The organism is Pseudomonas sp. B20, assembly GCF_020515755.1.
GTDB classification, from domain to species: Bacteria; Pseudomonadota; Gammaproteobacteria; order Pseudomonadales; family Pseudomonadaceae; genus Aquipseudomonas; species Aquipseudomonas syringae.
Genome location: NZ_JAHPJG010000014.1, coordinates 103,362 through 123,855 on the forward strand (window position 1 = coordinate 103,362; position 20,494 = coordinate 123,855).

At 55.6% G+C, this 20,494-nt stretch carries 16 protein-coding genes and 1 tRNA gene; 4 read left to right on the forward strand and 13 right to left on the reverse strand.

All coding sequences use genetic code 11. The annotated features are described in order from the left end of the window. Positions 1-16: 16 nt before the first annotated feature. The 3 genes from LIX91_RS15170 to LIX91_RS15180 all read right to left on the reverse strand — a co-directional run bounded on the left by LIX91_RS15170 (position 17) and on the right by LIX91_RS15180 (position 4,491). Positions 17-2,134, reverse strand: coding sequence for an ATP-binding protein (locus LIX91_RS15170; protein WP_226488712.1), 2,118 nt, complete (start codon positions 2,132-2,134; stop codon positions 17-19). Next, the gene (locus tag LIX91_RS15175) at positions 2,124-3,623 is read right to left on the reverse strand and encodes an ATPase domain-containing protein (RefSeq protein WP_099209044.1); all 1,500 of its coding nucleotides are present in this window, start codon (positions 3,621-3,623) and stop codon (positions 2,124-2,126) included. Before LIX91_RS15175 ends, LIX91_RS15170 begins: the two co-directional genes overlap by 11 nt. 319 nt (positions 3,624-3,942) lie before the next feature. Further along, the gene (locus tag LIX91_RS15180) at positions 3,943-4,491 is read right to left on the reverse strand and encodes a plasmid mobilization relaxosome protein MobC (protein WP_226488713.1); all 549 of its coding nucleotides are present in this window, start codon (positions 4,489-4,491) and stop codon (positions 3,943-3,945) included. 528 nt (positions 4,492-5,019) lie between these two features. Here LIX91_RS15180 and virB5 point away from each other — a divergent pair. Continuing rightward, complete coding sequence (virB5, locus tag LIX91_RS15185; protein ID WP_226488714.1) at positions 5,020-5,784, forward strand: P-type DNA transfer protein VirB5; 765 nt, start codon at positions 5,020-5,022, stop codon at positions 5,782-5,784. 628 nt (positions 5,785-6,412) lie between these two features. Here the strand turns inward: virB5 and LIX91_RS15190 are convergent. The 8 genes from LIX91_RS15190 to rpsU form a co-directional block, all read right to left on the reverse strand. Beyond that, positions 6,413-7,126, reverse strand: coding sequence for a DUF4225 domain-containing protein (locus LIX91_RS15190; RefSeq protein WP_226488715.1), 714 nt, complete (start codon positions 7,124-7,126; stop codon positions 6,413-6,415). Between the two features lie 119 nt (positions 7,127-7,245). Continuing rightward, positions 7,246-7,740, reverse strand: a complete 495-nt coding sequence (locus LIX91_RS15195) for an Hcp family type VI secretion system effector (protein ID WP_054081694.1) — start codon at positions 7,738-7,740, stop codon at positions 7,246-7,248. A gap of 109 nt (positions 7,741-7,849) precedes the next feature. Beyond that, positions 7,850-8,380: a hypothetical protein gene (locus LIX91_RS15200; protein ID WP_226488716.1), complete on the reverse strand. Its 531-nt coding sequence runs from the start codon at positions 8,378-8,380 to the stop codon at positions 7,850-7,852. A 386-nt stretch (positions 8,381-8,766) separates the two neighbouring features. Further along, positions 8,767-8,843 (reverse strand) — tRNA-Ile (locus LIX91_RS15205). 15 nt (positions 8,844-8,858) lie between these two features. Then, positions 8,859-11,345, reverse strand: a complete 2,487-nt coding sequence (locus tag LIX91_RS15210) for a bifunctional diguanylate cyclase/phosphodiesterase (RefSeq protein WP_226488717.1) — start codon at positions 11,343-11,345, stop codon at positions 8,859-8,861. A gap of 269 nt (positions 11,346-11,614) precedes the next feature. Further along, positions 11,615-13,465, reverse strand: coding sequence for an RNA polymerase sigma factor RpoD (gene rpoD / locus LIX91_RS15215; protein ID WP_003411788.1), 1,851 nt, complete (start codon positions 13,463-13,465; stop codon positions 11,615-11,617). Between the two features lie 67 nt (positions 13,466-13,532). Continuing rightward, complete coding sequence (dnaG, locus tag LIX91_RS15220; protein ID WP_226488718.1) at positions 13,533-15,488, reverse strand: DNA primase; 1,956 nt, start codon at positions 15,486-15,488, stop codon at positions 13,533-13,535. 479 nt (positions 15,489-15,967) lie between these two features. Beyond that, positions 15,968-16,183, reverse strand: coding sequence for a 30S ribosomal protein S21 (gene rpsU / locus LIX91_RS15225; protein ID WP_002551877.1), 216 nt, complete (start codon positions 16,181-16,183; stop codon positions 15,968-15,970). Positions 16,184-16,381: 198 nt separating this feature from the next. Here rpsU and tsaD point away from each other — a divergent pair, with 198 nt between their 5' ends. Beyond that, a complete protein-coding gene (gene tsaD / locus LIX91_RS15230) occupies positions 16,382-17,407 on the forward strand; it encodes a tRNA (adenosine(37)-N6)-threonylcarbamoyltransferase complex transferase subunit TsaD (RefSeq protein ID WP_003411784.1) in 1,026 nt (341 codons plus the stop codon). Positions 17,408-17,430: 23 nt separating this feature from the next. Here tsaD and plsY read toward each other — a convergent pair whose 3' ends face one another. Next, entirely contained in the window at positions 17,431-18,000 is a 570-nt protein-coding gene (gene plsY / locus LIX91_RS15235; protein ID WP_226488719.1) for a glycerol-3-phosphate 1-O-acyltransferase PlsY, read from the reverse strand. Between the two features lie 74 nt (positions 18,001-18,074). On the opposite strand from plsY, the gene folB reads away from it, so the two are divergent. Next, entirely contained in the window at positions 18,075-18,428 is a 354-nt protein-coding gene (gene folB, locus LIX91_RS15240; protein ID WP_003316242.1) for a dihydroneopterin aldolase, read from the forward strand. Further along, positions 18,419-18,943: a 2-amino-4-hydroxy-6-hydroxymethyldihydropteridine diphosphokinase gene (gene folK / locus LIX91_RS15245; protein WP_003419777.1), complete on the forward strand. Its 525-nt coding sequence runs from the start codon at positions 18,419-18,421 to the stop codon at positions 18,941-18,943. Before folB ends, folK begins: the two co-directional genes overlap by 10 nt. Positions 18,944-19,259: 316 nt before the next feature. Here folK and LIX91_RS15250 read toward each other — a convergent pair whose 3' ends face one another. Further along, positions 19,260-20,489 (reverse strand): multifunctional CCA addition/repair protein, encoded by a 1,230-nt coding sequence (locus tag LIX91_RS15250; RefSeq protein WP_226488720.1) that lies wholly within the window; start codon positions 20,487-20,489, stop codon positions 19,260-19,262. Between the last annotated feature and the right edge of the window lie 5 nt (positions 20,490-20,494).

Below are 20,494 nucleotides of genomic sequence, written 5' to 3' on the forward strand. Positions count from 1 at the left end.
ACCGTGTTTCCCAGCGTCAATAGGAGCCCGCAATCGACCCTGAGCCGGCAAAATTATCAGAGACGAACTGATCCTCAGCCAGCATGCTCGCTACTCGACTAGCCAATAAATCCAAGGTGTATGGCTTGGTCAAAAGCTGCATGCTCGGGCCTAGGAAGTCCGCCCTAGCCAAGGCGCCTTCTGCGTAACCTGTCAAAAAAAGCACGGGCAGACGCGGTTTCAGTTGCTGCATAACCTCAGCCAACTGACGACCATTCATGCCAGGCAGACCTACGTCTGTGAGAAGAAGATCTATATCTGCCAGATCATTGAATACTCTCAATGCCTCCTCACCGTCCCGTGCCACATATACTCGATAACCAAGCTCTTCAAGAACGTCCTGGTTAATTAATCGCACAGAATCATCGTCTTCGACCAAGAGGATGCACTGGCCCTGGCCCATGGCGGCAATTTCGGAATCCCTGGATTTTTCAAACTCGGACTTCATGTTTTCTGGCAGACAGATTGAGACGGTTGTACCAACGCCCAGTGCACTGTCGATGGAAAGGCTACCTTTGCTCTGATTAGCAAACCCATACACCATGGATAATCCCAAGCCCGTCCCTTGTCCTATGGGCTTTGTGGTGAAGAATGGCTCCATCACCTTCTCCAGGAGCGAAGGTGCGATACCACAGCCAGTGTCTCTGACCTTTATCGTCACCATTGCATTGGTATTTAGGTCAAGGGTTGGCTCAACCTGCGTCATGATGGATATCGTTCCGCCATTGGGCATGGCGTCCCTGGCATTAATGACCAGATTAAGAATCGCATTCTCTAATTGGTTCGTGTCGACCAATACCCAAGGCTCGTCGGCACATAGGTCTAGCTTGAGAAAAATCTGCTCTGTCACGGTTCTTCGAAGTAGGTCTTCAAGTGACCCTATCAAATGGTTGACAGAAACAGCCTTGGCATCCAGGGATTGGCGCCGGGAGAAGGCCAGCAATCGGTGTGTCAACGACGCCGCTCGCTGCGCTGAAGTCAGCGCCGCATCCATGAATCGCTCAACACCGTCGACTCTTCCTTTGGCCATGCGTACTTTTATTAAGTCCAGCGCACTGATCACGCCGGTGAGCATGTTATTAAAGTCGTGTGCAATTCCACCCGTGAGCTGACCCACCGCCTCCATTTTCAAGGACTGTCGCAGTTGATCCTCGGCGCGGGCTCGTTCTGCGCTTTCTGATTGCAGCCGATCAACAGCCTGACTCAGCTCTTTAGTACGCAACTTCACCTGAGTTTCTAGCTCTTCATTAAACCGCCGAAGACTTAGTTCAGCCTGCTTTTCTTCGTTGATATCGACAATGACCGATGCGGCACCGATGATCTGGCGGGTCTCGTCATATAGCGGCACCGCACTAACCCTCATCCAGGATTCCTGCATGCCGTCGAGCCTGCGGTAAAAATCTACACCTGTCGCAGGATCGCCTCTCAATGCTCTAGCACCCGGAAACATCTGAGGCTCAAGCATTTTTCCCTGGTCATCCAGCGCGACCCACCGAGCCGCTCCGTCTGGTTGCTTGGAGGGGATGAGATCTTCAGGTACGTACTGGCGATATAGAGGGTTGCTGATGACTGAAGCCCCCTCCGTATCCATGAAACAAACTCCAACGGGAATATTTTCGAGCAGGATGCTCAGCCGGCTGCGCTCTTTTGCAAGTTGATTCAAACTTTCGCGCATTTCAAATTGGCGCTCACGAGAGCGCCACGCGGCACCTACAGCGCTCAAGAGTGATGTTGAGCTAAGAGGCCTTTCCAAAACGATCACGTGACCTGCCGATTTAGGTAGTCGGCGCCTTGCTAGCTCCGTGTCTCTTCCCGAGCGTCCGTTGCTAGATGCAAGCAATATGATGGGTATTTCAGACCAGCCCGGCTGGTTACTCAGGGCGCCTGCGAGGCTCTCCACATCACCAGACAGACACTCCTCTGTGAGTATTACCAGCCCAGTATCCTCACCCAGTGCTACCGATAGAGAGACCAGGTCGTGATGAATACGGACTGGATATTTATCGCCAAATAACTTGCTCAGACTCAGCGCGTCTCCTTTAAAAGGAGCCACAACCAACAATCTTCTGTCATCGGCGAGCGGCTTACTCAACACGCTTTCGACCTTCCATCAGCGGAACATCGGCGCCAAAATACTCGGGTGTTCCAGTCAGAACCCCTCGGAAATTGGACAACGGTTCGCCAACGCGTACCCCTCTCGAATCAATACGAAGCTCTCGAATCGCATCCTCATGTGCGCCACCTCGATGTTTGAGCACAGATATCGCTTTGCGCAGCCGGCCCTGAGCTTCGAAGAAGCGAATCAAGATAACGGTGTCCGCCACATAGGAAACATTGAGGTTAGTGGACATAGAGCCGACCAACCCATGCTGAGGATTGATCAGGAAGGTCACGACCCCGAGCTGGCTAAGGTAGGAAAGCAGCTCATGAATCTGCAAAATAAGTTGTTGTTCCTGTGGCATTGCCGCCATGTAGCCATTGAGGCTATCAACGACAATCATGGAGCTGCCGCGCTGCTCGACCTCGGCTCGGACACGCCAAGCAAACTCACCGGGGGAGATCTCTGCTGGGTTTATTTGTTGAATAACCAACTGACCGCTTGAAACGTAGCGGCTCAGATCCATGCCCATGCCGTCTGCACGAGAGATCAGCGTGCCGATCCGCTCGTCAAACTCGTAGATGGTGCATTTCTCACCCCGTCGGCATGCAGCGCTCAGGTACGCCAGCGAAATTGTGGTCTTCCCGGAGCCAGCAGGGCCGGTGACGAGCGTACTCGTACCCCTCAACGGCCCTCCTGCTAGTAGATCATCTAACTCACTGACTCCGCTTGCGACAGCTTCCGCTTTAAATCCTACATGATGCGTGGAGGCGATCAGGCGTGGGTAAACCTCAAGACCACCCTTACGAATCGTGAAGTCATGAAAGCCCGCGATGAAATCTACACCCCGTAGCTTCTGCACTTGGAGGCGCCTTCGTGCGGCTCCGAAATCCAGCGTCAGTCGCTCTAGGGTGATCACACCGTGACAGAGGCTGTGCAAGTGGTTGTCTCGCTCGCCGTTGGATGCCGTCAGGTCATCCACTAACAGGACTGTGATATCTCGACCCGCAAAATATTGCTTGAGCGCTAACACCTGCCTGCGATAACGCAGAGGGTCTTGGGCCAGAAGGCGCATTTCGGAAAGGCTATCGAAAACCAAACGCTTGGGTTGGAGCTTATCAACGCGCTGCTGGATGAGCTTGATGGTATCTCCAAGCTCTGCCTCCCAAGGGTGCAGGATTGATTGCTCGTAGTCTTCACCCAAGACCTCTTCAGTAGAAGAGAACTCAAACAAATCAATGCCGTCCAGCGACCAGCCGTGCGAGTGCGCAACACTGTCAAGCTCTTCACTGGTTTCAGAAAGGGTGATGTATAGCACTTGCTCGCCAGCGGCAACCCCGTCCAGCAGAAACTGTAACCCTAGCGTTGTCTTTCCCGAGCCCGGCGTACCCTCAAGCAAATAAAGACGATTGCTTGGTAGCCCACCTTTCAGGACAGAGTCAAACCCGACATTTCCAGTCGAGACGATAGGGCGTGGTTGAACCATTTGAACCTCTGGAGTGACTGTCGAGTAGTGAGGGCTAAAGCGCGTCTGGTTGAGTATGAGGCCTGCCATTCGCTACCGCCATATGATGCCGGCCAGCAACCAAAAAATCAGATGTGAGGGGACATACGCAGACCTGAACCATGCAAGGTGACTTCGCCACACGCTTACGCATAAGTGGCAAGCGGTTTAGTTATGCAAGGCGTGATTGCCGGACGCATACGAATTTTTTGCTCCTGTCACCAATCAGCTAAATTTTTCGCCATGTGAACGCTGGTGGCCGAATCTGCGCGGTGAGTTATATTCGTGAACGTTTACACGTCTAAGTTTCGCGAGTAATGCTCCACCGTTCCAAGCTCGCCCCGATAGCGTCGCTCACGACTTTCGTATGCTCATTTATCAGTCGGCTAAGTGCCTCGATCCGCTCGACGGTGATCGGCTCGTAGGTACCTTCATTCAATCGCCGAGCAACCTGATTGAGGTTTCGACCCAGTGCGAGCAACTGGTAATTGGATTCTCCCAATGCATCAATTTCGGACATGCTGAACTGCGGCTCGTGGGTCAATCCAATGCGGATCGCATCAACGATCCAGCGGCGCATTGAGCAACCCTCGATGTTGGCCCGCTCTTTAATCGCCGCCTTCTCGGAAACGGTCAGAAGGATTTCAAAGCGATGCTTTGGTTCTTTGGCTTCCTCGGTTTGCCGGTAGATCTTTGGCTTAGGGTTGGCATCAGCTTTAGCGAGTTGATGCTTGATAGCTTCTTTAAGGGCAGCCCCAGGGGTTTTGCCTAAGCCGTCGCAATAGGCCACCCAGCAAGCTTTTAATTCTGCGCCCAGGTGGACGTTAATAGCCCGGCTGGCCTTCTGCATAACAACCTCTCAAATGATGAGGCGCGAAGCGCATAGGGAACGCTTGCAAACTGTGTGCGCACACTTTACCGGCGGTTAGCCTATCCTGCACTAGTACTTCGTGACAATGAAAACTTCGTCATGACGAAGAACTATGAAATTATTATTCGACGTTTTAGCCAAGGTTATATAGTTGGTTTGCCAATATATAGTGCTTTGGTTTTAGCTGATGCGTCACTAGCTTTTGGACGGAGAAAAACTTCGTCATGACGAAATTTCCTGGACGGTCGGTACTTCAGGTCATGGCACCATAATGAGATAATTATTTCGCCAAAATACTGTTTTTTGGTTTCTGAAACGAACGCTGAAACCGCCTCGCTGATGCTGCTTGCATTATGGGCGCGGCCCTTAAAAGACGGGGCCTACACCGGGTAAGACTGGCGCATAGTCACCCCAAGGACGGCAACGCCGTGCCGGGTGCGATTCCTAAACAGATCGACAGGCCGGACAGACGGTCCAGCGTTCACCATTTCTAATGGAGAGGTGACTATGGATCTGTTTAAGTGTTTGGCTCGTATGGGCAAACAGCCGCTTCGTATTGCTGCCGCATTTTCATCGTTGATGTGCGCGCAGCAGTGCTTTGCACAAATTCCTGTAACCGTTACCAGCCAGGTAACCGAATCCCCGATGACTATCGCTGAGTTTGCTTCTAACTCCACCCGTTGGAGCCAGCAGGTCCAACAGATGGCTTCTCAGATTGACCAGCTGAAGCAGCAGTACGGAGCGATCACTGGCTCGCGAGGGCTCGGAAGAGTGTTCGATGATCCTCAGCTCCGAGAGTATCTGCCTCAAGAATGGCAAGCGGTGTATGACTCAGTGAAACGTGGCGGATATTCAGGCCTGGATGGCCGTGCCGAGACGATCTATGCAGATAACAATGTGTTCGATGCATGCCAAAGTTTCGCTCAGGATGAACAACGTACTGCCTGCCAGGCGCAAGCCGTAAAACCATCACAGGACAAGGCATTCGCATTGGATGCCTATGATCAAGCCAAAGGTAGGCTGCGTCAGCTTGATCAGCTCATGGGGCAAATTGATAAAACCCAAGACCCCAAAGGCATCGCCGAGCTACAGGGGCGCATTGCTGCAGAGCAAGCAATGATTCAAAACGAGCAGACCAAGTTGCAGATGTTCCAAATGGTGGCTCAGGCAGAGGACAGGGTACAGGAGCAGAGGCAGCGTGAATTGAATGCCCAGATTCTTGATAAGCGAGGATTCAAAACTCGCACCATGCTGAACCTGGGGGGAAATTGAAATGGTTTCGTACGCTCACATCCTCCCGATCATCGTTTGCTTCTTCATTCTCACGTCATTGCGTAGATTCTGGTTGTGTATTGGCTGGTTCGGCGCTCTGAAAGAGGTATCGCGGCGTGCCCCAGAACTGATTCAGAGTGATCTGCTCGCCGCCGCTACGGCAGTGATGCCATTCCTATTGGCGCTTGCTGATTGGCTTCAGATAGTCTGCATGCAGGTCAGTCAAAATCAGCAGCTTGGGTCAAAATCGCATAAGCGCTAACACGGGTTACAGAGTTTGTTTCAAGTAACCCATATAAACCCTAGTTCTTTCTGGAAAACCAATGTCTTTGTTTCTCTTTGCCAGGTATACAGAAACTCAAAGAAATAGTACTTATAAACGCAACCCAGCGCACTAGGTAATTGCTGTAAATAAAAGAAGATGATGCTTGAAAAAATGGTATGTAGCCATATCTGGATATGTTTGACTGAAACAATCCGCATGCTATCAAAGCAGTTAAGATTACGAAAAATGATGTTGTGCTAAATCTATTGCCTGAAAAACGCTTTTTAATTGAGTGGAAATAAAGCCATATGCAAATAGAAAAAATCAGGTACCCAAGTGCTGTCATGATTTTAAAGTGATCTGTCATTTTTTTAATTCATCGCGTATTGAATTTATGGTAAATCCATCAGATGTTGCTTCTAAGAAAAGGCCCTTTTTACTGGCTTCAGTATACCCACGTACATAATCTGTGCGCACGTATTTAAATAAGCGCCACGCATCTGGTTTCAATACAGTTCTTGCGAGGCCAAAGGCGGAAAGCCCCAAGTCGGCTACCCCGTAGGCTATATTCCCTTCAGCCTCTGCGGCCCCCATAAATTTTGCGGCACCTTGATAAGCCTCTCTGACCGGGCCCTCTGCATTTGTGCTCCCATCCCATAGGTTTCGTCCATTCTCATAGACATTGTTAGCGCCATGAGCCATCAGAAGGCCGCCCCCTAAAACACACAGTGTGCCAACGGATGCGTAGCAAATTCCAGCCCCCGCCACGAATTGAAACGCCCCAGCGACTAGGCCAACACTTTTTTGTGCAATCACCAGCGACTGGCTAAGCAGGCTGCTTTGCTCGTTTTTTAGCTCCTGAAGCCCTTGCTCCGGGCTTTTTTTACCCTGCGAAACGTCATTAGTAATGCTTGTCGCGTAATAGGCAATTTCTCGGGTAAATTGCAAGCGCAGCGCGCCATCTTTGATATGCCTGATACCTAATGTATTGGCATGCGCTCCTAACTTTGCGGCTGCGGCACTGACCATCCAGTAATCACAGGTTCCCTGTGTGCAGCTTTCATCTGTTGGTTTCATTTGCCATTCCCTATAGCACCGGTACACGATTTTTCAGGCTATCCATATTAGGTTCAAAATGAAGCACCTTTGCCTAATACGACATTCCGTTTTTTTCTATTGGCATGTAATCCATTTGCTTACGCATATGGCCTGTTGGAAGTCCTGTCCCAACCCCCAGAAACTATACCGGCACTGCCGCCATCAGCACGACGCTGTTGCGAATATTCAAATTTGATGCGACCGTAATTCAGGTTTACTACTTCTACGGGGAAACCAGATTGGTCAGCCCCTTGACCACTTACTAATGAAATCAGCACTTCTTCAAGCACAATGTCCAGGTACTTGAATTTTTCAGTTCCTGCACGATGGATTCGAATGGTCACGTTTTTGATGTGCGAACCTCTACAGCAAAGTTCGAATAGCTTCGGGGTGGCCCTATCCAAATATTTGCTGATCTGGAAATCGCCAAGCGAAACCCCTCCAGCAGTGGCTCCACCACTTGAGCTGGCAGTCTGACTTATGGACTGCATGGCGTTGTAGTGGTAGGAAAGCAATTCGACCCAACCTTTGTGTCCATCGTCAAGTGATTCACCCTCAACACCGTCAACCTTCATAAATGCATCAAAAGACATAGAAACTTCCTGTTTCAAAAAACAATAATGAAAAAATAACAATATGTTATTACGCCTGCAGAATCCTGCGCGTACCCCACGGGGGCAATCACCATCCAACGGCTAATAACTATGCGAGTTCAGCGGCCTGCTCCGACTTGAGTATCGTCTGGTGCAGATGGTTGATGTGCTCGACCGCCTTGTGACCCTGCGCTAGGTGGGGCACGATGATTTCGCTTGTCTTGGTAAAGCGATGGCCAACGCGCACGGTGTACGCTCGGAAGACCCAGCTGAAGAAACCCGTGTAATACATGGCGTCTTCAATATCACGCCACTTCACGCCGCGAACCCCTTTGCTCCAGGGCAAAATGCCCCTGTACAACCAAACACCCACGTCGTCGGTGTAAACCCGAACGCTTTTAAGAAAGAGGATGTTGTAGATGCACACCGAAACGGAGACGACCAGAATAAATGCGCTGGCCGTCATACCCAGCCGAAAGGCTGCGTCCGATTGAGCGTTGTGGGCGGTCCACTGGCCGATGGCTATCGACACGACGATGAAGAAAATGATTGTCATCACTGTGTTGGCATAGGCCAACCAGGACAATCGGAACACTGCGTGTGTTGATTCGACGCTGGTGGGACTTTCGAATCCATTCATATCTTTTAGCTCCTTGTGACATCTTTCTAATCAGACCCTGCAGCGGTGGGCCTTACCTTGTGGGCGACTATCCTAGCGCGTTTCTGGTGGCGTAATGAAGCGGTACAAGCGGCTCTGCGCCGAGAAAAGCTTCATTAGCTTGGCCGCTGATGCGATTTTGACCCATGCTGCCGGAAGTCATTGACCTACCCAAGCACTCAGCGAACGAAGCCTTTGCGCAGGATTTCAAATGCCGCTTACAGGTCAGTCAAAATCAGCAGCCTGTTTCAAATTCGCATCCTAAACGGCTTGCGAACCAGCACTGTTTCCTGAATTGCACGCTTGGAATGTCCCTGAAGCGGTCCGCCCAAAAACAAAAAAGCCGCGCAATGCGCGGCTTTCAAAGGTGGTGGGCCCACACGGACTCGAACCGTGGACCAAAGGATTATGAGTCCTCTGCTCTAACCAACTGAGCTATGGGCCCTCAGTAGGTCGCGGATTATAACGGCGGTTTCGCGGCTGTGCTATCCGAAAAGTCCGAAAGATTCATAAGAAGAAATCTTGCGCGGAATTCTTCGGCGTCAAGGGGCAGGCTGACGATGTAGCCCTGGATCTGTTCGCAGCCTTCGCTGGTCAGGAATTGCTGCTGCTCGCTGTTCTCCACGCCCTCGGCGATCACGGTCAGTTGCAGGCTGCGCCCCAGGGCGATGATGGCGCGGACGATGGCGGCGTCGTGGGTGTCTTCGGGCAGGCCGCGGACGAAGGACTGGTCGATCTTGAGGATGTCCAGTGGCAGGCGTTTGAGGTAGCTCAGTGAGGAGTAGCCGGTGCCGAAGTCGTCGATCGCCAGTTGCACGCCGAGTGTCTTCAATTGGTGCAGCACGGCCAGCGCTTCCTGGGTCTGGCTCATGATGAAGTTTTCGGTGATCTCCAGTTGCAGGCAGCCGGGCTCGAGGCCGTTGTCCGTGAGCAGTTGTTCGATGCGTTCCAGCAGGTTGGTCTGGCGCAGTTGCGCGCCTGCCAGGTTCACCGACAGCGGGCCGAACGGCTGACAGGTCTTGCGCCATGCGCCTATCTGGCGGCAGGCCTGCTCCAGCACCCAGTCGCCGATCTGCAGGATCATGCCGTTTTCTTCCGCCAGGGGAATGAAGTGCTCGGGCGGCACTTCGCCAAAGGTCGGGTGGTTCCAGCGGATCAGGGCTTCTGCGCCTGCCAGTGTCTGGGTCGTCAGGTTGATTTTGGGCTGGTAGGCCAGTGTCAGTTGATTGCGCTCCAGGGCTCGTCTCAGCTCCTGCTCTAGGGCGATGCGCTCGCTGGCCTGCTCACTAAGGTCGCAGGTATAGCTTTCGACGCGGTTGCGGCCTTTTGCCTTGGAGCGGTACATCGCCGCGTCGGCATTTTTGACCAGCGTGGCTACATCTGTGCCGTCGGTGGGGAACACGCAGCTGCCGATGCTGGGGCTGATGTAGAGCTCATGTTCGCCAGCCTCAAAGGGCGTGTTGAAACAGGCCAGTAATTTATTGGCGATGGCCTGTGCGTCGCTGGCTTGCAGCAGGCCGGGCAGCAGAACGATGAACTCGTCGCCGCCCAGACGTGCGACTGTGTCGATGTCGCGCAGGGTTTCCTTGAGCCGGTGTGCGATGCCTTTGAGCAGCAGGTCGCCGACCGGGTGGCCCAGGCTGTCATTGATGTGCTTGAAGCGATCCAGATCGAGGAACAGGACTGCGCCGAGGCTGCCGGACTCTTCGCTGTGCAGCAGGGCGGCTTGAAGCCTGCTCTCGAACAGTATTCGGTTGGGCAGGCCGGTGAGCGGGTCATGATGGGCCTGATAGTCGAGGCGCGCCTGGGCGTGTTTGAGGCTGGAAATGTCGGCGAAGACGGCGACGAAGTGGGTCAGGAGGTCGTCTTTGTTGCGCACGGCACTGATGGTCAGCCAGCTCGGGTAGAGCTCGCCGTTCTTGCGGCGGTTGCTGATTTCGCCCTGCCAGTGGCCCTCGGCTGTCAGTTGGTGCCACATCGAGGCATAGAACGCGCTGTCATGTTGGCCGGAGGCAAGCAGGCGAGGGGTCTGGCCGATGGCTTCACTTTCGCTGTAGCCAGTGATTTCCGTGAACGCGCGGTTGACGGCGCTGATGCTCTGGTCGGTATTGGTGATGAGCACACCCTCGGCAGTGCACTCGAAAACAGTCGCCGCGAGATGCAGTTTCTCCTGCATTTGCCTGCTTTCGGTGATATCCCGTGTAATCGTCAGCAGACAGTCTTCACCGGCAATGATGAGGGGTTGAGAGGACAGTTCGCACAGTCGAACATCGCCATTGTTGTTACGAATCCGGACCCGCATATCCCTGACGAAACCATGCTGTTTCATTTGCTCGATGAGCCTTGAACGCTCGCTCAGGTCAACCCAGATACCCAGGTCGAATGTCGAGTGGTCAAGGCAATATTCTTCGCTGTACCCGGTCTGACGGCAGAACCCTTCGTTGACCTCCAGCAGCATGCCGTCCTGCTGCCGGGTAATCGCCATTCCGTCAGGCGAGGCATGAAAGGCTTTGGCGAACTTCTCTTCGGAAAGCTGTAATTGTTGTCGGGCCAGTTTGAGCTGGGTGATGTCACGCACTATCACCAGCACGGCAGGTATCGGGCTATGCTCGAACGGTTGGGCGGACATGAGCCCTGAAAAGGTTTCGCCGTTCTTGCGCCGAAAGGGTATCTCCAGATTATGGATATCGCCGGTCTGCAATTGCAGCAGGACTTTTGGGCCGATGCCTGGCACTGCCCACAGATTCAATTCTGTCGGTGTCTTGCCAATCACTTCATCAAGGGGGAGGCCGGTTCGCTCTACGAACGCCTCGTTGGCATCCATGATGTGTCCGTCGGCAAGGCTGACGATAAGCATGGCATCCGGGCATTGGGCGAAGATCGAGGCGAATTTTCCCTCGGACAGGCATGACGCTTCCCGGTCACTGTTTTTGATTACTCCACGCATATGCGGCTTACGTCCGTGTCTGACTATCGCTGATGATGGTGTGGCGTAACCTTGTAACTTCAATGATCCAAGGCTTGGTTCGAAGAGCGCTGGTGTCTGGTGTGATACATAGTTGTAGGTCAATTTTTCAGGAGCTGCAATTAGACTGATGTCTGACCTCTTTTTGATTGGGTCAATTGACAACTGGGTCTGCAAATTTTGAATTTTCTTTTGCCCCGGAAACGCAAAACCCCCGGCATGCCGGGGGTTTTGTTGACTCGCTGGTGCGATTACTCGTCGAGGAACGAGCGCAGGTGCTCGCTTCTTGTCGGGTGACGCAGCTTGCGCAGTGCCTTGGCTTCGATCTGACGAATCCGCTCGCGGGTTACGTCAAACTGCTTACCAACCTCTTCAAGCGTGTGGTCGGTATTCATGTCGATGCCGAAACGCATGCGCAGAACCTTGGCTTCACGGGCGGTAAGGCCCGACAGCACTTCGCGTGTCGCTTCTTTCAGGCTTTCAACAGTGGCGACATCGATTGGCGACTGCATGGTCGAGTCTTCGATGAAGTCACCCAGGTGCGAATCTTCGTCGTCACCGATCGGGGTTTCCATGGAGATCGGCTCTTTTGCGATCTTCAATACCTTGCGGATTTTATCCTCAGGCATTTCCATGCGTTCGCCCAGCTCTTCCGGGGTCGGTTCGCGACCCATTTCCTGCAACATCTGCCGGGAAATACGGTTGAGCTTGTTGATCGTCTCGATCATGTGCACAGGAATACGAATGGTGCGTGCCTGGTCGGCAATCGAGCGAGTGATCGCCTGACGGATCCACCAGGTGGCATAGGTCGAGAACTTGTAGCCACGACGGTATTCGAACTTGTCCACAGCCTTCATCAAGCCGATGTTGCCTTCCTGGATCAGATCGAGGAATTGCAGACCACGGTTGGTGTACTTCTTGGCGATGGAGATCACCAGACGCAAGTTCGCTTCAACCATCTCTTTCTTCGCGCGGCGGGCCTTGGCCTCACCGATCGACATGCGACGGTTGATGTCCTTGATCTCGGCGATTTTCAGGCCGGTCTCTTCTTCCAGTGCAGACAGCTTCTGCTGGCAACGCTGGATGTCAGGCTGCAGGCGACCGATGGCTTCGGCGTATTTGCTCTTGCCCTTGGCCAGTGCGTCAGTCCAGCTTTCGTCAACTTCGTTGCCCGGGAACTGGCGCAGGAAGTCGGCGCGCGGCATACGTGCATCACGTACACACAGCTGCATGATGGCGCGTTCCTGGGCACGAAGACGCTCGAGGGCACCGCGTACACGTTCTACCAGACCTTCAAACTGTTTTGGAACCAGTTTGATCGGCATGAACAGTTCGGCCAGCGCAACCATTTCGGCAATGGCGTGCTTGTCGTCGCGACCAAATTTCTTCAGTGCCTTGCGGGTGATTTCCATTTGATCGGAAACCGCACCGAAGCGCTGCTGGGCGATGACCGGATCAGGACCGCTCTCGACTTCGTCTTCTTCGTCGCTGGCGTCTGCCGACTCTTCTTCGTCGTCATCGGCACCCTCGGCCTTGACGGCTTTGGGGTCGACAGGCGGCGGGACTTCGGCAGGCGGCGCAATGCCGTCGTCCGGGTCGATATAGCCGCTCAGGACATCGGAAAGGCGACCGCCTTCACTGGTGACGCGTGTGTATTCGGAGAGAATGTGGTCAACCGTGCCTGGGAAGTGCGCAATTGCGCCCATCACTTCACGGATGCCTTCTTCGATACGTTTGGCGATTTCGATTTCGCCTTCACGGGTCAGAAGTTCAACGGTACCCATTTCCCGCATGTACATACGAACAGGATCGGTGGTACGCCCGATGTCGGTCTCGACCGCTGCCAACGCTGCAGCCGCTTCTTCTGCGGCTGCCTCGTCGGTATCGGCGTCGGCCAGCATCAAGGCGTCCGCATCCGGAGCACTCTCGTGTACCGGGATCCCCATGTCGTTGATCATGCGGATGATGTCTTCCACCTGCTCGGGATCTGAAATATCCTCGGGCAAGTGGTCGTTGACCTCTGCGTAAGTCAGATACTTCTGCTCACGACCCAGGGTGATCAACTCTTTGATACGAGATTGCTGTTGCGCTTTTCCGGACATAACACCCTATCCACTGAAGGTCTTGGCGGGCAAAAAACAAGCCGAGGATTATACCCGAGCTATGACCTCACGCGCCAGTTGAGGTCGGGGTTTGTGCGGGAACATTGCGATTTAGCAGTTCCCTAAGCTGAATTTTCTCTTCTGCGCTCAACTCGGTCTGCCGAGCCTTGCTGATCAGATGTTCCAGACTGCGCTCGCGTTGGCGAGCGGATAAGCTAGTTATAGTGTCGAAAAACTGTTGTTCAAGGTTATCGGCCTCAATCAGCCATTCCTTTTCTGCCAGTGCGCGCAGCAAGCGGCCCTGTTCAGTCCCGTGCCATCGCGCTATCAACTGTAACGACCGAAGGTTCGGATTCTTTTGCCGGGCCTCGATAAGAGCGACCAGCAGTTGTGCGTTGGATTGGTCTTCTGCAGCGAAATGGCTGGCATTTTCGACCTTTTCCGCCAATTCGGGGTGATGCAGCAAGGTTCTCAGTGCGGCCTGCATGGGCGGCTCGACGGCGGTGGGAACACGCGGCGTTCGAGGTTCGAAGTCCTGGCGCTTGCCTTTTTTGCCCCAGGATTTGTTGTCCCATTTTTTTTGATTCGGACCGCCGGTTTTCTTCTGCGTCCATTCCTGCTGAGGCTCATAACCGCCTTGTGGCTGGTAATCGGCAAAATCAGGCATGGCGTCGTAGTCGACATACGGGTCGTAACTCGGTGGCGCCTCTGTCGGCGCGCTTTGCACCAGCTGGCTGACGGCCTCGCCGGTCAGCCCGGTAATTTCGGTCAGGCGCTGACGCATCAGAATACGCAGGTTCGCGCCGGGCACCTTGTCGATCAATGGCGCCGCGAGGGTGGCCATGTGCGCCTTGCCCTCCAGCGAGCGCGGATCGGACTCTTTGGTCAGTTGCTCGAAAAAATAATCGGCCAGCGGCTGCGCGTGCTGATTGATGCGTGCCTTGAACGCGTCGGTGCCTTCGGAGCGCACCAGCGTGTCCGGGTCTTCGCCTTCGGGAAGAAACAGAAAGCGCGCCCGGCGTCCGTCCTGCAGGTTCGACAGTGTCGCTTCCAGCGCACGCCATGCAGCGTTGCGTCCGGCCTGATCGCCGTCGAAGCAGAACAGTACGTTGGGCACCACCCTGAACAGGCGCTTCAAATGCTCTTCGCTGGTTGCAGTACCCAGCGTGGCCACGGCATTGCGCAAGCCTTGCTGGGCCAGGGCGATGACGTCCATGTAGCCTTCAACGACGATGATTTCATCGAGGTTGCGATTGAATTTGCGCGCCTCGAACAGCCCGTACAGCTCCTGGCCCTTGTGGAAAACCGGTGTTTCCGGGGAGTTCAGGTACTTGGGTTTGTCATCGCCCAGTACGCGGCCGCCAAAGGCGATGACGCGCCCGCGTGAGTCACGGATCGGAAACATCACCCGGTCGCGGAAGCGGTCGTAGCGTTTGCCGGTTTCGGCGTTCTCGATCAGCAGGCCGGCATCGATCATCACCTTTTGCTGTATTGAGTCGCTGCTCAGGTGCTTGTACAGGTTGTCCCAGCCGGGAGGGGCGAAGCCCAGGCCAAAGTCTCTGGCGATCTCGCCGGACAGCCCGCGGCCCTTGAGGTAATCCACCGCAGCCTTGCGTGACGGGTGGCTTTTCAGGGCCTGGCGGTAGAACTCGGCGGCGGCGGTCAACAGCGGGTAGAGCGGGGAATCTGTCGGTTGCCGGGGCTTCTGGCCTTTTACGCTCTGTTCGCGAGGCACTTCCATGCCTGCGGCCTTGGCCAGGTCTTCGACAGCCTGGGGGAAGTCCAGGTTGTCGTGGTCCATGATGAAGCCGAGCGCGTTGCCACCTGCGCCGCAACCGAAGCAGTAATAGAACTGCTTGTCCGGGCTGACGCTGAAAGAGGGTGTTTTCTCTTTGTGGAACGGGCAGCACGCGGTGTAGTTCTTCCCGGCTTTCTTGAGCTGCACGCGCGAACTGACAACATCGACAATATCGGTGCGGTTCAGAAGGTCGTCGATAAAGCTCTGGGGAATCAGCCCGGCCATGGCGTTCTCATCATTCAAGCGTGGTGCAAAAATATCGGATGACTCTACGAGCGTTCCGTCAGCCTGTCAGCCGTCTTTTTGTAGACGTAGGCAATAAACGGGCACGTCTTTGCATCCGAAGGACGGTGTTGGCCTGAAAGGAATAAATCTTGAACCCGCGAGCAGGTCGGAAAGGCCACAAGCTTCGTTGTCCACTTGAGTGGTACAGAGCCTGGGACACGGAAGACGCTGCCTTGGCTGAGCTTCTTGCGAAGTCATCAAGGCATACTCGTCTTGTCATCGGTCGATGTGCTGCCCGAGTGGGCATGACCGATGTAGCCTGTGAACAGGCCGTGACGTGCTTGACTGAATATCCGAGTCGCATGTGCGGCCTGGACAGGGTCAATCAATAAAGCAAACGCGAAACAGCGAAGCTGTAACTGCCGACAGCCCGGCTGGTTGGCCGGGCAAGGCAGAAGCTTGCGACGAAGGTCTGTAAATTAATACAGACGAACGGCGCGGCGCTGTTCGCGCTGGACTTTCTTGGCGTGGCGTTTGACAGCAGCTGCTGCCTTGCGCTTACGCTCCGAAGTCGGCTTCTCGTAAAATTCGCGGCTACGAACTTCAGCCAGAACACCGGCTTTTTCGCAGGAGCGCTTGAAACGACGCAGAGCTACGTCGAAGGGTTCGTTCTCTTTAACTTTGACGGCTGGCATCCAGAGCTACCTTCATTCATTACCGGGGTCAACGCTCAGTGCAAACACTGCACAAAAGTACGTCGGTTTTTAAGGGTTGCGGATGTTAACCCCTCATTGAGAGGAATGCAAAGCCTCTGATCGAAAACCGCTGGTCGGCACCTCGGTCGGCGACTATTATGCGCGCCTTCAAATCTGCCCCCTACAAGGCGCAACCCCATGCTAGTACTGGGATTAGAAACCTCCTGCGACGAAACCGGCGTCGCGTTATACGACAGCGAACGCGGTTTGCTTGCGGACGCATTATTCAGCCAGATCGACCTGCATCGTGCCTATGGCGGTGTGGTGCCGGAGCTGGCTTCGCGCGATCACGTCAAGCGCATGCTGCCCCTGATTCGCCAGACACTGGCCGAGGCGGACTGCGTGGCCACTGATATCGACGCCATTGCCTACACGGCCGGCCCTGGGCTGGTCGGCGCCTTGCTGGTCGGCGCTTCGTGCGCTCAGGCGCTGGCGTTCGCCTGGGATATCCCGGCGCTGGGCGTGCATCACATGGAAGGTCATCTGCTGGCCCCGATGCTGGAAGAAAACCCGCCACAGTTCCCGTTCGTCGCCTTGCTGGTGTCGGGCGGCCATACGCAACTGGTGCGCGTCGATGGCATCGGTCAGTACGAGCTGCTGGGCGAGACGCTGGATGATGCCGCAGGCGAGGCCTTCGACAAGACCGCGAAGATGATGGGCATGCAGTACCCCGGCGGCCCGGAGATTTCAAAGGCAGCCCTGCAGGGCGTGGCAGGGCGTTTCGTCTTCCCTCGGCCGATGACCGATCGTCCCGGGCTGGAATTCAGCTTCAGCGGCCTGAAAACCTCTGCGCTCAATACCTGGCAGCAATGCCGAAACGCTGGAGACGACAGTGAGCAAACCCGCTGCGACATCGCTCTGGCCTTCCAGCAGGCGGTAGTGGAGACTTTGACCATCAAGTGCAAGCGCGCGCTCAAGCAGACCGGCCTCAAGAGCCTGGTGATTGCCGGTGGCGTCAGCGCCAACAAGGCACTGCGCGCTTCGCTGGAAAGCATGCTTGGCGATTTGCGCGGCCATGTTTATTACGCACGGCCCGAGTTTTGTACCGATAACGGCGCGATGATCGCGTTTGCCGGGTGCCAGCGTTTGCAGGTCGGGCAGAAGGAAGATTTGAGCATCAGCGTGCAGGCGCGCTGGCCCATGGAGCAGTTGTCGGGGCTGTGACGGCAGGCGAGGCGGGTTACGCCTCAGAAATGCCGTTCGCGCCCGGCGAGCAGGTCGCGTAGATTGCCGCGATGGCGCCAGACGATGAGCAGGGTCAACACGCTCATCGGCAGCAGCACATGAGGCTCCTGCCACGCCAGCAATGGCAGGGTCAGGGGTGTGGCGATCAGGGCGGCAAGCGAGCTGGTGCGGGTCAGGTACAGCGTCAGCAGCCAGGCGACTATCGCCAGGGCAGCGGCGGGCGGATACAGGCCCAGCAGCACGCCGGCGGCAGTCGCTACGCCTTTGCCACCGCGGAAGCGGAAGTACAGCGGGAACAGATGGCCCAGCACTGCGCAGACGCCGATCCAGCCCTGTTGTGCGATGTCCATGCCCAAGGCGCTGGCGATCAGGATCGGCACCAGGCCTTTGCAGAGGTCGCCGAGCAGGGTCAGGATGGCGAGTTTTTTCCCGGCCAGACGCAGCATGTTGGTCGCGCCGGCATTGCCGGAGCCACTGGCGCGCGGGTCCGGCCTGCCGCTCAGGCGGCTGAGCAGGATGGCGAAGGACAGCGAGCCAAGCAGGTAGGCGAAGGTGGCCATTAACCAAAACATGCGAACCATTCCGGGCGAGGATGCCCTGATTCTAACGGCGCATCGCGCCCTTGTCGTGCAGTGGAGAGTAGTGCTTGGACAGAGTTTTCATCGAGGGCCTTGAGGTCGATACGGTCATTGGCGCCTATGACTGGGAGCGCGGCATTCGTCAGTGCCTGCGTCTGGACCTCAGCTTCGCCTGGGACAATCGCCCTGCAGCCGCAGGGGACGATCTGAGCAAGGCCCTCGACTACGCCAGTGTCTCGACACGTATTCAGGCGTTCGCCGAGCAGGCACAGTTCCAGTTGGTGGAGACCTTCGCCGAGCGACTGGCCGAAGTGCTGATGGGTGAATTCAATATTCCCTGGCTGCGCCTGAAACTGACCAAGCCCGGTGCTGTAGCGGCCGCTGCCGGTGTGGGCGTGGAGATCGAGCGCGGATGTCGCTGACGCGGATTTTCCTCGGCCTGGGGAGCAACATCGAGCGTGAGCGCCATCTGGTTGCGGGGCTCGATGCGCTGGATGGCTTCCTGACCGACCTGAGCTGTTCGCCGGTTTTTGAGAGCCATGCCGTGGGTATCAAGAGCGGACCATTCTTCAATCTGGTGGTGTCGGCGCTGACCGATCTGCCCTTGATGGAGCTGGATCGTCGCCTGAAATTCATCGAAGCGGACAATGGCCGCTATGCCCCGGATCGCAAAGGGTTGCCGCTGGATATCGATGTGCTGCTGTACGGCGAACAGGTCGGTAACTTCGACGGGCTGATCTTGCCGAGGGCAGAAATCCTGAAGAATGCCTTCGTACTGCGTCCATTGGCGTTGATTGCCCCTGAAATTCTGCATCCCGGTGTGGGGATTGCTTTCAGCAAACTCTGGGCTGATGCGCAGATCGATCAGCAGCTTTGGCCGGTGGCGTTCGAGTGGCGCGGGTTGGCACTGACGCCTGAGGATTTGCTGCGTAGCTGAAGGCGTCCTCGCCTTAAAGCTCGAGCGCAGAGCGTCCATGGCTGCGCATAGTTACGAAAATTGCTCCCCCGGACACCTCTCGTTCCTCACGCTCCGCGTGGGAATGCAGTTCGTGACGCTCCGCGTCACACAGTGCAGCGTTGCCGCCTGATTCAGTCTGTACGAGATGCAGGCCGCCTTAAAGCCTGAGCTTTGTTTATCCGTGCTGTTTCGCCAGACTGAAGATTTTTGACGCAGAGCGTCATGAACTGCATGCCAACGCGGAGCATTGGCACGATAAGCAGTTAGATCTGCGTGTAACGATGAGCGTTGCCTGTCAGACGACGTGCTCGGCTTTGTAGGTTTTCAGTGCCTTCAAGCGCTCGTTCTTCAGTGCGTCACCCAGTTCCTTGCCTTTCAGGCCCTGTTCCAGCAACGGCTGTACTGATACCGCGCGTGCGACCTCGGCGGCGCCGCGCAGATAGTCGGCCTGTGGATAACTGCGTTGTTCGAAGCCGTGACGTCCTCTGGCGTCCATCTCGCATGCGGCAATGAACTCTTCAAAGCGCTGCGGGCGGCGGTAGACGTCGAAGCTTTGCAGCAACTCCAGCAGGGTCGAGGGTTTCAGCTCCAGCGCACGGTGGCCGTGAGTGTGGTACTGGCCGACCAGCAGCGCCAGTTCCTGGCAGTCTCGAGGTACACGAAAACGCTCGTTGACCGCTTTTATCAGGCGCAGGCCGGTGTGCTCATGGGCGATGTGCCTTGGCCATTCGGCTTCCGGCGTCAGCCCTTTGCCGAGGTCGTGCAGCAGGCAGGCCCAGCGCACCGTCAGCGGGTGTTTGTGGCGTGCGGATTGCTCGAGGACGCTGAGCACGTGCACGCCGGTGTCTATTTCCGGGTGATGCGCGGCCGGCTGCGGTACACCAAACAACGCTTCGACTTCGGGCATCAGCTCTTTGAGGGCGCCGCAGTCGTGCAGTACCTGAATGAACACCTGAGGCTGTTCTTCCATGAGTGCGCGAGAGATTTCCTTCCAGCTTCGCTCGGCAGTCAGCGCCTTGAGTTCGCCCGATTCACTGAGCTGTCGCATCAATCCCAGGGTCTCGGGCGCGATGGTAAAACCGTGACCGGCGTAGCGCGCTGCGAATCGGGCGACACGCAAGACTCTGAGCGGATCTTCGGCGAATGCGGGTGAAACGTGACGCAATATCCGCGCTTGCAAATCCTTCTGGCCGTTGTAGGGATCGGTTAAATTGCCGTCCTTGTCTTCAGCCATGGCATTGATCGTCAGGTCGCGCCGAATCAAATCCTGCTCGAGTGTTACCTCGGGGCTGGCGTGGAAAACAAAGCCCCCGTAGCCCACGCCGCTCTTGCGCTCGGTGCGCGCCAGCGCGTATTCCTCATTGGTCAGCGGATGCAGAAACACCGGGAAATCTGTACCGACCGGGCGATAGCCCTTGATCAGCATGTCCTCGGTGCTTGCGCCGACCACGACCCAGTCGATGTCCGTGACAGGTTGACCCAGAAGACGGTCGCGTACAGCCCCGCCCACTTTATAAATCTGCATAAAAA

What these genes read in the sequence shown, in the direction of transcription:
- LIX91_RS15175 (WP_099209044.1), bottom strand. Translation starts at nt 3,623, where the DNA reads ATGGTTCAACCACGCCCTATCGTCTCGACTGGAAATGTCGGGTTTGAC.
- LIX91_RS15180 (WP_226488713.1), bottom strand. Translation starts at nt 4,491, where the DNA reads ATGCAGAAGGCCAGCCGGGCTATTAACGTCCACCTGGGCGCAGAATTA.
- virB5 (WP_226488714.1), top strand. Translation starts at nt 5,020, where the DNA reads ATGGATCTGTTTAAGTGTTTGGCTCGTATGGGCAAACAGCCGCTTCGT.
- LIX91_RS15190 (WP_226488715.1), bottom strand. Translation starts at nt 7,126, where the DNA reads ATGAAACCAACAGATGAAAGCTGCACACAGGGAACCTGTGATTACTGG.
- LIX91_RS15195 (WP_054081694.1), bottom strand. Translation starts at nt 7,740, where the DNA reads ATGTCTTTTGATGCATTTATGAAGGTTGACGGTGTTGAGGGTGAATCA.
- LIX91_RS15200 (WP_226488716.1), bottom strand. Translation starts at nt 8,380, where the DNA reads ATGAATGGATTCGAAAGTCCCACCAGCGTCGAATCAACACACGCAGTG.
- LIX91_RS15210 (WP_226488717.1), bottom strand. Translation starts at nt 11,345, where the DNA reads ATGCGTGGAGTAATCAAAAACAGTGACCGGGAAGCGTCATGCCTGTCC.
- rpoD (WP_003411788.1), bottom strand. Translation starts at nt 13,465, where the DNA reads ATGTCCGGAAAAGCGCAACAGCAATCTCGTATCAAAGAGTTGATCACC.
- dnaG (WP_226488718.1), bottom strand. Translation starts at nt 15,488, where the DNA reads ATGGCCGGGCTGATTCCCCAGAGCTTTATCGACGACCTTCTGAACCGC.
- rpsU (WP_002551877.1), bottom strand. Translation starts at nt 16,183, where the DNA reads ATGCCAGCCGTCAAAGTTAAAGAGAACGAACCCTTCGACGTAGCTCTG.
- tsaD (WP_003411784.1), top strand. Translation starts at nt 16,382, where the DNA reads ATGCTAGTACTGGGATTAGAAACCTCCTGCGACGAAACCGGCGTCGCG.
- plsY (WP_226488719.1), bottom strand. Translation starts at nt 18,000, where the DNA reads ATGTTTTGGTTAATGGCCACCTTCGCCTACCTGCTTGGCTCGCTGTCC.
- folK (WP_003419777.1), top strand. Translation starts at nt 18,419, where the DNA reads ATGTCGCTGACGCGGATTTTCCTCGGCCTGGGGAGCAACATCGAGCGT.
- LIX91_RS15250 (WP_226488720.1), bottom strand. Translation starts at nt 20,489, where the DNA reads ATGCAGATTTATAAAGTGGGCGGGGCTGTACGCGACCGTCTTCTGGGT.